Consider the following 12,873-nt stretch of genomic DNA (forward strand, 5'->3'; position numbering starts at 1 on the left):
TCAGCGTGCAACTTTCTCGCGGCCCCGCAGCTCGGGAATGGCGGAGTGCGCGGGCTGGACTGCGGCGAAACGGACGGGTTGGCCGGTGCGTGAGGATTCGTAGACAGCAAGCAGGATCCGCAAGGACTTCAGGGCGTCGTGGCCGGTGATGGCCGGTTCAGTGCCCGATTCCAGCGCTTCCACGAAGTCCTGGACCTGGAGCTTGTGGAACGGGATCAGCTGGCCGTTGATGATGGAAAGATCGACGTTCGGCTCCACGCCGTCCGGGTGGACAGGCTCGACGACGATTCGCTCACCCACCGCCCACAGGTCCAGACGCCCATCGCTGCCTTCCGGGAATTCCGTGAGGGAGGCCGAGGCGCCCGTTTCACCGGTGATGCGGAGCTGGATTCCAAGGTTGGGCGAGACCGCGGTGGAAGCCTCCAGTGTTGCCATGGCCCCGGAGATGAAAGTGATCACCGCCGTCGCCGAATCTTCGACCTCTATATAGTCGCCGTGGCGGTAGGTGTTGACCTTCCCATAGACCTCGGCGACGTCCCCGAGGTACCACTGGAGGAGGTCGATCTGGTGGACCGCTTGGGACATCAGGACCCCACCGCCGTCACTCTCCCAGGTGCCCCGCCACGCATCCCGGTTGTAGTAGTCCGGAGCGCGGTGCAGCATGACCGAGCACTGGGCCATGATGGCTCGGCCCAGCGTGCCGTCGTCGATGGCTGCACGGATCTTTTGCGACGCAGGCCAGAAACGGCGCTGGAACAGGACCCCCAACTGGACTCCGGCTTCCTCGCAGGCTGACACCATACGCTCGGCCGATTCGAGCTTGGTGGCAATGGGCTTCTCGCACAGGACGTTGACCCCGGCCGCGGCCGCTTGCAACACCACTTCCTCGTGGGTGGGATGCGGGGTGCAGACGGAGACGATGTCCAGGTCCAGGGCGAGCAATTCGTCCACGGTGGTCACGGCGTGGGGAACTCCCCATGCTGTGGCTGTTGCTTTTGCCCTGTCCGGATCAACATCGCAGACCCCAACGATCCGGACGTTGTCCAAAGCGCTGAAGGCCTCGAGGTGGTTGCGGGAAATGGCGCCGCAACCCGCGATTCCAACGCGGAAGGTGCGGGCTGCCGGTGCTGGGGAAGTCATGGGGTGGTCCAACTTTCGGTGCTGAGTCGTTGCATGGGTGCTTGCGGGCTAGGGCGCGTGCCCGGTGCCGGGCGGCTGCCTGGTGGCGCGTGCCCGGTGCCGGGCGGCTGGGAGCTGCCGCCCGGCGTCGTGCGTTTCGTTCTGCTGGCGCCGCAGCTACTTGAGGGGTGTGCGCGGTTTGCCGAGGTCCTCGAGCGGGACGTTGTAGGTTTCCCGGGCCGTCATGATGGCGATGGCCGAGGCGACCAGGCACAGGATGGTGAAGCCGGCGACGGGCATCCAGCCGTTCGGTCCGGGCTGTGCCAGGAGTGTAGCGATTGCGGGTGCGAAGCCGGCCAGGATCAGGCCGATCTGGCTGCCAATCGCCATGCCGGAGTATCGGACCGCGGCCGGGAACATCTCCGGGAAGAAGACGGTCCACACGCCGTTCCAGCAGGAGTAGAAGACGGTCATGTTCAGGAAGCCGAACAGGAAGATCAAGGCGATGTTGTGCTCGCTGATGGCCCAGAAGTAGCCGATGGTGGTCAAGGCGCAACCGAGCGCACCCACCAGCAGAACCTTCTTGCGGCCAATGCGGTCCGAGATCATGGCCGAAATGGGGATGGTCACCATGGACAGGCCGATGGTCACGGCATTCACGGTGAGCATGAGGGTGCGGTCGATTCCCACGGCAGGGCCGGTGGCGTAAGCCAACGCATACACCGTGAACGTAGTTTGCATGACCGAGAACAGCATCACCACGCCAACGCGCAGGACGTCGCGCCACTGCGTCTTGAGGACTGCGACGGCGGGAATCGCCTTGGGCTTGTCATGCTCCACGATCTCCTCGAACACCGGCGGCTCATCCAGTCGGGTCCGGATCCAATAAGCCACCGCCAGGACCACTACCGAGAGCCAGAACGGGACCCGCCAGCCCCAGCTGAGGAGCTGGTCTTCCGGCAGGGCGGCCAGCGGGATGAAGACAATGGTGGACAACACCATTCCCGAGGCATATCCGGTCATCACGAAGCTGGTGAAGAAGGCGCGGCGGCCTTCCGGCGAGTGTTCCATGGTCAGCGTCGAGGCACCAGCGGCTTCGGCGCCTGCGGAGAAGCCCTGGGCCAGCCGGCCGACCAGCAACAGTGCCGTTGCCCAATAACCGATCTGTCCGTAAGTGGGCAGGAACCCGATGCCGATCGAGGCGACACCCATGATCACCAGCGTGACCATCAAGGCCTGCTTCCGGCCGATCTTGTCGCCATAGTGGCTCATCACCAAGCCACCGAGCGGCCTGGCCAAGTACCCCACACCGAACGTGGCCATGGCCCCGAGCAACGCCACCACGGGGTCTCCGCCGGGGAAGAAGATCTTGGGAAAGATCAGGGCCGCGGCGGTGCCGTAGATGAAGAAGTCGTAGTACTCCAGGGTGGATCCAAGGAAGGAGGCGAGTGCCGCCTTCTTGGGCATTTTGACGTGGTCAACCGGCGCTGTTCCAACCGGCCCTGTTCCAACCGGCGGAGCCGGGTTGTTGGCGTCCGAGGGCGAGTGCTGCTGCACGTGTCCCATACTGTCTCCTCATTGAGTGCCGCGGGAACTGGCACCGCCATGGTGCCTTGCCCGGCAAAGAATTAGATGAAGAACCGGATCGCCGGCTGCTGCTTTTGTGTGCAGCCCGCCCGGGTGGCCGTTGGTGACGACTCCGGATGTGTGCTCCAGATCACAGGCGCTTGTTCCTCTGGAATCGACTGTAGGACCCAGGTCACACGGCGCGGGGAAACTTCCCGTTGAACGGGATGTGGGGATGGGGGCCTTAGGCTGGCCCGGCCTGTGCAAGCCAGGGGCGCGAGCCGTAAGGACGCCGCTCGGCGCCCATGGTCCGGGACAGGCCGCGGCCCGCCGCCACCAACACCGGCAGGATCAGCCCGGCGTCTTCGTCAACGGAAGGCACGACGACGGAGATCGCACCGATGACGGCTTGGCCCTGGCCAAAAACCGGCACCGAATACGCCGTGTTCTCCTCGACAAGCACACCCACCAACCGGGCGTAGCCGCGCTCGCGGATCACCGCGAGGTGGTTCCTGATCCGCGCGGGGTCCGTCTCCGTGGCCGGCGTGGTCTTCTCCAATTTCCCTGCCAGGAAACGGTCCTGCACCCAGCCGGGCATGTGCGCCATCATGGCCATGCCCGATGACGTGGTGTGGATATCCAAACGGCCCGCAACTTCTGCCAGGTTCATGACCGTTCCATGCCGGTCCAGGCGTTCCAGGTAGAGCACACTGTTGGTTTCCACATCCGGAATGGACAGGGCCACGTGTTCCCTGACAGCCGCGTGGACACCTTCCAGGAACGGCAATCCGCGGCGTCGGAACTCCTCCAGGGGATTACTGCGGGAGGCGAGTTCCCACATCTTCATGCCTACGCCGAACTCCCCCGCCGCGTTGCGTTCCAGAAGTCCGCTGGCCGCCAGGTCCATGGCAAGGCGGTGCACTGTGCTGCGGGACAGGCCGGTGATCCTGACCATGTCCTTCAAGGGAAGCCATGGCTGGCCCTTGGAAAACGCATCCATGATCTTGACGACGCGTTCGATCACGGACTCGCCCGACGCCGAGTTTGCCATGATGCCTCCGTAGTCCATTCCAGTCCCTGCAACCCGGACCCCAAAACCCAATATAGCCTTGCCCTTGAAGGCGAAAATCCGGGAGGCTACGTGGAACTGCGACACATTGAGGCATTCCTGGCGGTGGCCGAGGAACTGCACTTCGGCAGGGCAGCTGAGCGGCTGAGGATGGCGCAGTCGCCGCTGAGCCAGACCATCCGGAAGCTCGAAAAGGATGTCGGTGCACCGCTCTTTGAACGCAACACCCGGTCCGTCACGCTGACCACCGCGGGACATTCGCTGTTGCCACACGCCCGCAGGATCCTGGAGGAAGTGGACCTGGCCCGCAGGGCTGTCAGCGCCGGCACGGGGACCGTGTACGGCAAGCTCGCCATCGGTTTCTCCGGAGCGTTGAACCATGCCACCCTTCCGCCGCTGACCCGGGCGCTGCGCCAGCAGCACCCCCAGCTCGACGTCACGCTGCACGGTGGCTTGCTGACGCAGGAAGCACTTCAACAGCTGGGCAACGGAGCACTGGACCTGGCGTTCATCGGCCTTCCCGTCGATGCCCCTTCGCTTGCCACCCGACTAATAGCCATTGAACGCTTGGGAGCCACACTGCCGGCGGACCATCCCCTCGCCGGCCGGGCATCCGTGGGAATGGGTGAGTTGGCCGGCGATCCGTTCATCACAATGCCGGCTTCACAGGGGTCCACGCTCCGCGAGATCACTTTCGCGGCGTGCGCAGCCGCCGGGTTCCGCCCAAGGATCAGCCAGGAAGTCGCGGACCCGTACACCGCGTTGTCGTTGGTGGCGGGCGGTGTGGGCGTCAGCCTGATGCCCGAATCCATCGAGGGAATCATGCCCGCGGGCATTGTTTTCCTGCCCCTCGACGGTGACGACGTCCTGCTGCTTTCCGGTCTCGCATGGAATCCGGGCTCCATGTCGCCGGCAGTCCGTGCCGCACTCCTCGTTGCTGAGGAAGTGCTTCCCACCCCCGAGGGCTGACCAGCCCAACCCGGTGATTATGTAGTTCTCACACATAGTTTTAGATCAACTAAGTATTGGACAATGCCTAATCAGTTGCCCAGCATTGAGGAAAGCCCAAACCACTCAATGAAGAGGACAACCTCATGGCCACTTTTGCCGTCACCTACTCCTACTCCGATTCAACATCCGCGGACCGCGACGCTGTCCGTCCCGTTCATGTGGAGTTCCTTCAAGCCCAGTTCGACGGCGGCCGCCTCCTCAAGAGCGGCCCTTTCGGCCCGGAGGAATCACCAGGCGCGCTGCTGATCATCGCCGGTGACAGCACATCCGATGTCGAATCGCTCATGGACCAAGACCCGTTCCACCAGGCAGGACTCATCGAGCAACGCACAGTCCGTCAGTGGAACATCTTTTTCGGCGCTGATGCAGCCCAGCCGGCTGCCATGCCTGCCACACAGAACTGAGGCCCGCAAGTGCTGTCCGCGATCACCGTCTCCCAGGAGACCATTGAATTTCAGGCTTCCCCCGAGCCCGCCCTTGAACCGGGCCATGCCCTGGTCCGGGTCCACAACGTCACGCTCTGCGGCACGGACCTCCACATCTGGGAGGACGATTACCCCACGCAGCTGCCCCTTATCCAAGGTCACGAATTCTCCGGAATCGTAGAGGCACTCGCGCCCGGGTACTCCGGACCCGCCCGCCACAACGTCAGCATCGGCGACCGCGTTGCCGTCAATCCCATCATCTACTGCGGCGAGTGCCGCTCCTGCCTGACCGGCCGCTACAACGTCTGCCAGAACGTCGGTTGCCTGGGCTGCTACTCGGACGGGGCCTTGACTGAACTCATCAGCGTGCCATTGGAGAAGCTGTGCCCAGTGCCGGATGAACTCCCGCTGGACATCGCCGCAATGGGAGAACCCGCCTCCATCGCCATGCAGGCCGTCAACCGTGGCCGTCCCGAACCAGGCGAGACTGCGCTCGTGTTGGGAAGCGGCCCCATCGGATTGCTGGCCACCTTGTATCTCACTGAGCTCGGGGTCACGGTGGTTTGCGCCGATACCGAGCAGCACCGGCTTGATCTTGCGCTCGAATTCGGTGCCGTGGACACCCTGCTCGTAACGCCCGGGAGCGACTTCCCGGATGCCGGTCAAGCTCCGCGGTTCGACGCCCTCACCGGTGGCTACGGGCCGCAACTGGTCATCGAGGCCACGGGAGTCCCTTCCTCGTTGGAGAACGCCATCCGTCTGGTCTCGAGCGCCGGACGGATTGTCCAAGTGGGCATTTCCCCCAGGCAAGCCAACGTCTCCATGAAGGAGATCCCCTACAAGGAACTGGATCTCCTGGGCAGCCGCATGAGCCTCAACCTCATCCCGGACGGGCTCGCCCTGTTGTCGCGTCATCCGGATCAGGCGCGGGCTCTCATGACGCACCGCTTTGCCTTCAAGGACCTGCAGCAGGCCTACCGCTTGATGCAGGGACGCACCGGGAAGATCGGCAAGATCCTCATCGAAATGCCGGTGGGAAGCATCGCATGAGTACCCCGATCCTTACCGCACCCGAACGGCTCGACCCGAGCTACGACGTCGTGATCATGGGCAGTGGCGCGGCCGGGCTGGTTGCCGCCGTCCGCGCGGCCGAGGCCGGGCTAAGCGTCCTGGTGGTGGAGAAGGCGGCGCTGCTGGGCGGCACGACTGCTGTCGGCGGGGGCGTCATGTGGGCGCCGAACAACCACCTCGCCAAGGCCGCCGGGTACCAGGACAGCCATGCCGACGGCGTCGGTTACCTTACAGAGGCAGCCGGACACGTGATGACGGCTGAGGAAATCGAGTGGTACGTCGCCACTGCGCCACGGGCCGTGGAATTCCTCAACCGGAACACCAAAGTGTCCATGGTCCCCATCGCCCGTCCGGATTACCACATGGAGTGGAAAGGAGCCGCGAATGGTGGCAGGGGCCTGGACAACAACGCCTTCGATCCCCGGGACTACCCCGGCCTGTCGGAGCTGATCCGGCCGTCCTCGTACTTCCCGCTCCTCACCATGACCGAACGCGACGAACTCAACGGCCGCGCCGCTGATCCGTCGCTGCTGGACCGCCGCGCATCCACCGGAGTCAGGACCATGGGCGGCGCCCTGGTGGGCAGCCTCCTTGCGAGCGCCGTGGACCGGGGTGTGCACATTGCGGCGTCGTGTCCTGTGGAGGACTTGTCGCGGACAGAAACCGGGTGGCTGGTGACGCTCGGCGCCACCGCGGCCGACGCGGACGTGGCCGCGACCGCCGTCGTGCTTGCCTCTGGAGGATTCGAGTGGAACCCGCGGCTTCGCGGCGCTTTCCTGCCGTATCCGGTGACGCCGATCAGTGCTCCGTCCAACGAGGGCGACGGCTTGGAACTTGGGCTGAGGGCCGGCGCGGCTGTGGAGGACATGTCGGCAGTGTGGGGCGTTCCGGTCATTTCGACGGCGGCCCACCAGTATGACGGGCGGCAGTCCGGCCGCATGGGCAACGTCGAAATGACGCTCCCCGGGTCCATCACGGTGAACAGGGACGGCAAGCGTTTTGTGAACGAAGCCCTCAATTATCACGACGCCAGCAGGGTCTTCGCATCCATCAACTCGCATACGGGTAGGCAGCAGAACAACCCGGCATGGCTGGTGTTCGACGCGAACTACCTGGCGAAGTACCCGGTGGCCGGCTCCACCCCGGGCCACGCTCCTGAGTGGATGGTGTCCGCGCCGAGCCTGGAGCTGCTGGCCCGTGAGGTGGGCATCAACCCTGGCGGTCTCGATGCCACGGTTTCCCGGTTCAATGCCGACGCGGTCCTCGGAGTAGATACTGAATTCGGTCGGGGCGCTACGCCGCAGGACCGATTCCTGGGCGACGCCGGGAACACCCCCAATCCCTGCCTGGCGCCTTTGCTTGCGGCTCCGTTCTACGCCGTTCCCATCCGGGCAGGCGTCCTCGGGACGTCGGGCGGGTTGGCCACCGACTTCAGCGGACGCGTGCTGGACCATCGGCAGCGGCCCATCCCCGGGCTCTACGCCGCGGGCAATGTCTCGGCCGGAGTGTTCCGGAACCACTACCCCGGCGGCGGCGCCACCCTTGGTTCGGCGATCACGCGGGCCTTCGCTGTTGGGGAAGATCTCGCGGCCCGGCTCCAGTAGCCGCACCTTGGGGGACACAAACGCTCGACGGCGACTACCGTCGTCGGGCGTTTGCGTTGCCAGGCCCGCTCTACACCCCACACCCACGCCGAACCCTGCACACCGGGCCCCACAACACACCCACCCCACGTTGCCAGGCCCGCTCTACACCCAACACCCACACCAAACCCTGCACAACAGGCCACACAACACACCCACCCCACGTTGCCAGGCCCGCTCTACACCCAACACCCACACCAAACCCTGCACAACAGGCCACACAACACACCCACCCCACCTTGCCAGGCCCGCTCTACACCCAACACCCACACCAAACCCTGCACACCGGGCCCCACAACACACCCACCCCACGTTGCCAGGCCCGCTCTACACCCAACACCCACGCCAAACCCTGCACACCAGGCCCCACAACACACCCACCCCACCTTGCCAGGCCCGCTCTACACCCAATACCCACGCCAAACCCCACAACACACCCACCCCACGTTGCCAGGCCCGCTCTACACCTCATAGCAACGCCAAACCCTGCAGAACAGGCCCCACAACGCACACCTAGCGGGCGTATAGCTCCGTGAAGTTCCTCAGCACGCGCATGGGCTCCGTCACGGCTGACTGCCGGGCAGTGGCGATGAGTTCATCGGCCTCGTGGGGCGGGAAGTAGCCCGCATTCTTGTAGATGTTGATGCGCGTGATGAGGCCGTCGGCATCCAGTTCGGGGTGGAATTGCGTGGCGTACAGATTGTTCTTGATCCGAAACATGTGCACCGGGCAGGCCGCCGAGCTGGCCAACAGCACCGCCTGGGCAGGCAGTTTGCTGCACGCTTCCTTGTGACCCACAAAAGCGTCGAAGGTGTGCGGAATGCCCCGCAGCATGGGATCGCGCTCCCCCTCAGCGGTGAGCTTGATCTCCGTGGGTCCCACGGGTTCGCCAAAACGGCGGTCAATGGTGGCTCCTTGGTGAACGCCCAGAGTCCCGACCCCATAGCAGGCGCCCAGGAACGGGAAGTCCTCGGCCACGATGCGGTCCAGCAGGGCTGAGAGTTCCGACTCCACCCGAATCTGGGCTGCGCTCTTCTCCTCCACAGGATCGCTGGAGGTGTAAGGGCTGCCGCCGACGATCACGCCCGAATAGTCGGACAGTTCAAGAGGAGGCAAGGGCTCGGACTCCAGCCGCAACCGGACCAGTTCTTCCGGTTTCAGGCCGCAGTACCGGAGGTAGGCCTGGTACTCGTCATCAGCTGCGGCGTCTTCGGCGCGGGTAGCCAGCAAAAGGAAGGGCTTCACAAGGGCAAGTCTGCGCGAGGAATGCCTGAGTGACAAAGTGTGTTGGAGCGAAGGGGGTTTCTGACAGAGACTCCCTTGCATCGCCGTGGCTGCATAACGTTGGTAGGAATCCCCTTGAAACAACCATGACCCACTCTCGAGGAGCAATCTTTGAAGCAGGACCCTTTGGTCGTCGCTACGCCATCGCCGCAACCGCCCGAGGCGTCAGCAGCTGCACCGCAACTCCCCAAGAAGATCCCGTGGGGTGGCCTTCTGGTGCTCGCGGCGGCCGGGTTCACCGCAGTGACCACCGAGCTCCTGCCATCGGGCCTTCTCCCCCAGATCAGCCGTGACCTCGGAGTCGACGAGTCGGCGGTGGGTTCACTGACCGCGGTGTACGCGGCTATCATCGTTTTCACGGCCCTCCCGCTGTCCCGGTTCCTTGCGGGCAGGGTTCCACGGAAGACTCTCCTGATCGCCACCGTGCTGGCGTTTGCCCTCAGCAATATCCTGCTCGCCCTGAGCCCCGCACTGGGCTGGGCGATTGGGGCGAGGCTTCTGGGCGGCATCGCGCACGGCATGTTGTGGTCCAGCATGGCCCCGTATGTTGCGCGTATTGTTCCTGGGCATTCCGTCGGCAAGGCCATGGCTGTGGTCTTCAGCGGCAACAGCATCGCCCTGGCCGTGGGCGCTCCCATAGGAACATTGATGGGCTCGCTCATGACCTGGCGTGCCTCGTTCCTGGTCTTGGCGGGGGTGGGTGTCCTGCTGGCCGTGTTGGCCTTCTGGCTCCTCCCCGGCGCCCATGACCAAGCAAGCCAGAAGACCCCCTCCCTTCGTGCTGCCATGAAGCTGCCCGGCGTCATCGCCATCGCCATCGCATGGCCACTCCTGCTGCTGGCCCACTTCACGCTGTTCACCTACGTTGCCCCGTTCCTCCTGGCCTCCGGGCTGCCGGAATCTGCTACCAGCCTGTCTCTTTCCGTGGTGGGAATCGCCAGTCTGGTAGGAATCTGGATTGCCGGCATGACCGCTGACTCGCGCCCACGCACTTCGGTGATTGCCGCCGTCGGACTCTTGACCCTTGCTTTCGCCCTGCTGCCGGCGCTGGGCGGCACCTGGGTGGGTGCGTTTGGACTGATGACGCTCTGGGGCATCGCTTTCGGCGCGGTGGGCATCTACAACCAGGCGGCCATCCTCCGGGCAGGCGGTGAGCACAAGGATGCTGCCAACGGCCTCACCGTGGTGACTATCCAGCTGGGCATCGCCGTCGGTGCGGTGTACGGAGCTTTCGCCCTCACTACCGTCGGCGCGCAACTGGTGCCGCTGGCAGCCGCTGTGCCCACCGCTGTTGCCTTGGTGATCATCATTGCCAGCCGTCGCGGCGGTTACCCTGCAGGGGGTCGCGAGAAGCGCCGTTAACATTCCCGAAACACGCCAGTGACGTGATCTTCACGAACGAAGGATTTCTGTAACTTACCTGCAACTTGGCTCTTCTGAGTCGGAAACATAGCTCACCGAATATTGATCGGGGGGCTAGCGAGGGCCGGACATATCCAGGCCCGTTTCGGACAGGCTTGATCAGAAGGGAACGCAGGTGGAGATCTCTGCGCAACACGTCTGGCTGATGTTGTCATCGGCAATGGTGCTATTCATGACCCCGGGCCTCGGCCTGTTCTACGGCGGCATGACCCGCGCCAAGGCAGCCCTGAACATGATCATGATGAGCTTCATCTCGGCGGGCATCGTTGGTGTTGTCTGGATCCTCTGGGGCTACTCGATGACCACCGGCGACGGCTTCCTTGGCCTGTTCGGCAACCCGTTCGCGCACTTCGGCCTGCAGGACCTTATGGGTTCGCCGGATCTCATCAAGGCCGGTTTCGCCGCCACGTTCGCCATCATTACCGTGGCCCTCATCAGCGGAGCCATCGCCGACCGCGCCAAGTTCGGCGCCTGGGCCTTGTTCGTCCCGATCTGGGTCACCGTGGTCTACTGCCCGCTGGCTTACATGATCTGGGGCGGTGGGCTCATGAGCGCCGGGGGTGCCCTCACCCAGATCTTCGGCCAGGTCATCGACTTCGCCGGTGGTGCAGTGGTTGAGGTCAGCTCCGGAACCGCCGCTTTCGTCCTCGCACTGATCGTGGGAAAGCGTCACGGATTCGCCAAGGACCCCAACCACCGGCCGCACAATGTCCCGTTCATCATGATCGGCGCAGCCATCCTCTGGTTTGGCTGGTTTGGCTTCAACGGCGGGGCGGCCACCACGGTGGAGCAGGCAGGCCTCATCTGGGTCAACACCCTTGTCACGCCCGCCGCGGCGATGCTGAGCTGGCTGGTCGTCGAGAAGGTTCGTCACGGACACCCCACGTCCTTGGGCGCAGCGTCCGGCGTGGTGGCCGGCCTCGTGGCCATCACCCCGTCCTGTGCCAACATCTCCCCGCTCGCAGCTCTCGGCCTGGGCCTCGTGGCCGGCGCTGCCTGCGCAGTGTTTGTTGACCTGAAGTACAAGTTCGGTTTCGACGACTCCCTGGATGTCGTGGGCGTGCACTTCGGCGCCGGCGTCATCGGCACGTTGTCCTTGGGTTTCATCGCTTTCCCCACCGAGGGCACGGCCGGCGGCCTCCTCTACGGCGGCGGCCCCCAGCAGTTGATCGCGCAGACCGTGGCCGTCCTGGTCACCATGGCGCTCTCGGGCCTGGGCACGCTGGTCATCGGCCGGGCCATCCACAAGACCATCGGCTTCCGCGTTGCCCACGAGCACGAAATCACCGGTGTTGACCTTACTCAGCACGCCGAGTCCGCCTACGAGTTCGGCCTCACCGCCCATGGCCACTTCCGCCTGCAGCAGGCGCACCTGTCCGCGTTGATCAAACGGAAGCCCGAAGAAGCCAAGGAAGACAGCTTCGCCTGACGGCACCTCAAACAAACAGCAGCCGACGGCGGAACCCGGGTCCCGCCGTCGGCTGCTGTTGTGCGCGCCCACCCAAGGAGGGCGTTTGCTGCTGCGGGTGAACTAGCCGGACCCGTTCCAGATCCGCTGCCACCACGTCCGTTTACCCGGCGGTTCCGGTTCCGGCTCGGGCGGTGCTGCGGCCGCCCTGCGTCCCCGCCACCGCTCCACCTCAGCGTCCACATCACGGAGCTTGGTGATCACGGGAGGTCCGCCCTGCAGTTGCCGCCGGGCCTCGATCACCCGCTTGTTGAAGTCTTCAAGGATGTCCCGGACCTGTTTGTCCGTGTACTGCTGGTCCAGCTTGGCGTCGAGCTCTGCATCCTCAATCCGGAGCAGAATGGCCGGCGGACCGATCCCGCTGAGACGTTCGCGTTGGATGAGGCCCTTGACCCACCAGTCGGGATCGTAGTGCTCCCCGAGCCCTGGAATTGGTTTGCCGGCGTATTTGAGGTTGTCGAACTTGCCTTGGTCCATGGCGTCCCGGATGAGGTATTCGACCCTGGCGGCGTCGTCCACCTTGCGGCGTTTCTCGCGTTCCTGGGCGTCGGCGGCCTCGAGCTCCGCATCTTCCTCGGCGTTTCCGCCCCAGGACCGCACGGCACGCAGTTCGGCGCCGCGTTCAAGCCTGCGCCTGAAGGCATTGTTCCCGGCATTCACGTTCTGCCACCTCCTCGCACGGCAGCCTCAACCTGCCGGACCTCGTGATTCCAGTATTCCGCACGTTGGCTTGGTTAATGGAGGTACCCCCACCACCTGCTTTGAAACCGCGGCGGCCCCCGACACGCCGAAAAA

The 12,873-nt window shown here is 64.5% G+C and carries 11 protein-coding genes; 6 read left to right on the top strand and 5 right to left on the bottom strand.

The genetic code is table 11. From position 1 onward, the window contains the following. The 3 genes from QF015_RS11240 to QF015_RS11250 form a co-directional block, all read right to left on the bottom strand. The gene (locus QF015_RS11240) at positions 1–1,140 is read right to left on the bottom strand and encodes a Gfo/Idh/MocA family protein (RefSeq protein ID WP_429389043.1); all 1,140 of its coding nucleotides are present in this window, start codon (positions 1,138–1,140) and stop codon (positions 1–3) included. Positions 1,141–1,296: 156 nt separating this feature from the next. Continuing rightward, positions 1,297–2,685 (bottom strand): MFS transporter, encoded by a 1,389-nt coding sequence (locus QF015_RS11245; RefSeq protein WP_429389045.1) that lies wholly within the window; start codon positions 2,683–2,685, stop codon positions 1,297–1,299. A 244-nt stretch (positions 2,686–2,929) separates the two neighbouring features. Then, positions 2,930–3,736 carry an IclR family transcriptional regulator gene (locus QF015_RS11250; RefSeq protein ID WP_429389047.1) on the bottom strand — a complete coding sequence of 269 codons (807 nt, stop codon included), beginning with the start codon at positions 3,734–3,736 and terminating at the stop codon, positions 2,930–2,932. 90 nt (positions 3,737–3,826) lie between these two features. Between QF015_RS11250 and QF015_RS11255 the strand changes: the two genes are divergently transcribed. The 4 genes from QF015_RS11255 (at position 3,827) to QF015_RS11270 (ending at position 7,865) form a co-directional block, all read left to right on the top strand. Next, complete coding sequence (locus tag QF015_RS11255; RefSeq protein WP_429389049.1) at positions 3,827–4,723, top strand: LysR family transcriptional regulator; 897 nt, start codon at positions 3,827–3,829, stop codon at positions 4,721–4,723. 125 nt (positions 4,724–4,848) lie between these two features. Next, positions 4,849–5,169: a YciI family protein gene (locus tag QF015_RS11260; RefSeq protein WP_310210224.1), complete on the top strand. Its 321-nt coding sequence runs from the start codon at positions 4,849–4,851 to the stop codon at positions 5,167–5,169. A 9-nt stretch (positions 5,170–5,178) separates the two neighbouring features. After that, the gene (locus QF015_RS11265; RefSeq protein ID WP_429389051.1) at positions 5,179–6,240 is read left to right on the top strand and encodes an alcohol dehydrogenase catalytic domain-containing protein; all 1,062 of its coding nucleotides are present in this window, start codon (positions 5,179–5,181) and stop codon (positions 6,238–6,240) included. Beyond that, a complete protein-coding gene (locus tag QF015_RS11270) occupies positions 6,237–7,865 on the top strand; it encodes an FAD-dependent oxidoreductase (protein ID WP_429389053.1) in 1,629 nt (542 codons plus the stop codon). Before QF015_RS11265 ends, QF015_RS11270 begins: the two co-directional genes overlap by 4 nt. A gap of 552 nt (positions 7,866–8,417) precedes the next feature. Here QF015_RS11270 and QF015_RS11275 read toward each other — a convergent pair. Beyond that, positions 8,418–9,149 carry a glutamine amidotransferase gene (locus QF015_RS11275; RefSeq protein WP_429389055.1) on the bottom strand — a complete coding sequence of 244 codons (732 nt, stop codon included), beginning with the start codon at positions 9,147–9,149 and terminating at the stop codon, positions 8,418–8,420. Positions 9,150–9,299: 150 nt separating this feature from the next. Between QF015_RS11275 and QF015_RS11280 the strand changes: the two genes are divergently transcribed. Together QF015_RS11280 and QF015_RS11285 are read left to right on the top strand one after the other, a co-directional pair. After that, complete coding sequence (locus tag QF015_RS11280) at positions 9,300–10,550, top strand: MFS transporter (protein ID WP_429389057.1); 1,251 nt, start codon at positions 9,300–9,302, stop codon at positions 10,548–10,550. A 175-nt stretch (positions 10,551–10,725) separates the two neighbouring features. Next, the gene (locus tag QF015_RS11285) at positions 10,726–12,039 is read left to right on the top strand and encodes an ammonium transporter (protein ID WP_429389059.1); all 1,314 of its coding nucleotides are present in this window, start codon (positions 10,726–10,728) and stop codon (positions 12,037–12,039) included. Positions 12,040–12,141: 102 nt separating this feature from the next. Here QF015_RS11285 and QF015_RS11290 read toward each other — a convergent pair whose 3' ends face one another. Next, positions 12,142–12,738, bottom strand: coding sequence for a DUF1992 domain-containing protein (locus QF015_RS11290; protein ID WP_429389061.1), 597 nt, complete (start codon positions 12,736–12,738; stop codon positions 12,142–12,144). Between the last annotated feature and the right edge of the window lie 135 nt (positions 12,739–12,873).

The organism is Paenarthrobacter sp. TE4293 (assembly GCF_050435325.1).
Lineage (GTDB): Bacteria > Actinomycetota > Actinomycetes > Actinomycetales > Micrococcaceae > Arthrobacter > Arthrobacter nitroguajacolicus_C.

What these genes read in the sequence shown, in the direction of transcription:
- QF015_RS11240 (WP_429389043.1), bottom strand. Translation starts at nt 1,140, where the DNA reads ATGACTTCCCCAGCACCGGCAGCCCGCACCTTCCGCGTTGGAATCGCG.
- QF015_RS11245 (WP_429389045.1), bottom strand. Translation starts at nt 2,685, where the DNA reads ATGGGACACGTGCAGCAGCACTCGCCCTCGGACGCCAACAACCCGGCT.
- QF015_RS11250 (WP_429389047.1), bottom strand. Translation starts at nt 3,736, where the DNA reads ATGGCAAACTCGGCGTCGGGCGAGTCCGTGATCGAACGCGTCGTCAAG.
- QF015_RS11260 (WP_310210224.1), top strand. Translation starts at nt 4,849, where the DNA reads ATGGCCACTTTTGCCGTCACCTACTCCTACTCCGATTCAACATCCGCG.
- QF015_RS11270 (WP_429389053.1), top strand. Translation starts at nt 6,237, where the DNA reads ATGAGTACCCCGATCCTTACCGCACCCGAACGGCTCGACCCGAGCTAC.